Raw genomic sequence first — 1,052 nt, 5'->3', positions numbered from 1 at the left:
CGCCCCGAATGACGCCTTCGCGGGCAAGCCTCGCTCCTACGGGGTGTGATCTTCTGGCGGGCTATGGAAGACTAGCGGCCGTTTCTACCGTTCACATTGAGTGCTCATGCCTGCAATCGATCACCCTCTGATAGACCAATTCCTCGACGCCCTGTGGCTGGAGAAAGGTCTGTCCGACAACACCCGCGATGCCTACCGCAGCGACCTTGCGCTGTTCAACGGCTGGTTGCAGGACAAAAATCTGGAACTGGCCAACGCCGGCAGGGAGTTGATCCTCGATCACCTGGCCTGGCGCGTGGAGCAGAACTACAAGCCCCGTTCCACCGCGCGATTCCTCTCCGGCGTGCGTGGGTTCTACCGTTACCTGTTGCGGGAAAAGCTGATCGCCGTCGACCCGACGCTGCGGGTCGACATGCCGCAGTTGGGCAGGCCGCTGCCCAAATCCCTTTCGGAAGCTGACGTCGAAGCACTGCTCAAGGCGCCGGACCTGAGCGAAGCGATCGGTCAGCGCGATCGGGCCATGCTCGAAGTGCTGTACGCCTGCGGTCTGCGTGTGACGGAACTGATCAGCCTGACCCTGGAACAGGTCAATCTGCGTCAGGGCGTGCTGCGGGTGATGGGTAAGGGCAGCAAGGAACGACTGGTACCGATGGGGGAGGAGGCGATTGTCTGGGTCGAGCGTTATATGCGCGATGGCCGGGCCGAACTGCTCGGTGGGCGCCCCAGCGACGTCCTGTTCCCCAGTCAGCGCGGCGAGCAGATGACGCGGCAGACCTTCTGGCACCGGATCAAGCATCAGGCCAAGGTCGCGGGCATCGGCAAGTCGCTGTCGCCGCACACCCTGCGCCACGCCTTCGCCACCCACCTGCTCAACCACGGCGCCGACCTGCGGGTGGTGCAGATGCTGCTCGGCCACAGCGACCTGTCGACAACCCAGATCTACACCCACGTCGCCCGGGCGCGGTTGCAGGATCTGCATGCCAAACACCACCCTCGCGGTTGAGCACGTATCCCTGTGGGAGCGGGCTTGCTCGCGAAAGCGGTGGGTCAGT

Annotated in this window: 1 protein-coding gene; it reads left to right on the top strand. The window is 63.8% G+C overall.

Annotated elements, in window-relative coordinates; translation table 11 throughout:
- The first annotated feature begins 106 nt into the window (after positions 1 to 106).
- Entirely contained in the window at positions 107 to 1,003 is an 897-nt protein-coding gene (gene xerD / locus ACW9JE_RS30845; protein WP_457434925.1) for a site-specific tyrosine recombinase XerD, read from the top strand.
- The last annotated feature ends 49 nt before the right edge of the window (positions 1,004 to 1,052 follow it).

It is taken from the genome of Pseudomonas sp. SDO55104_S430 (assembly GCF_054070595.1).
Note: the sequence above shows the minus strand (reverse complement) of the source record. Positions and strands in the feature narration are given on the sequence as shown.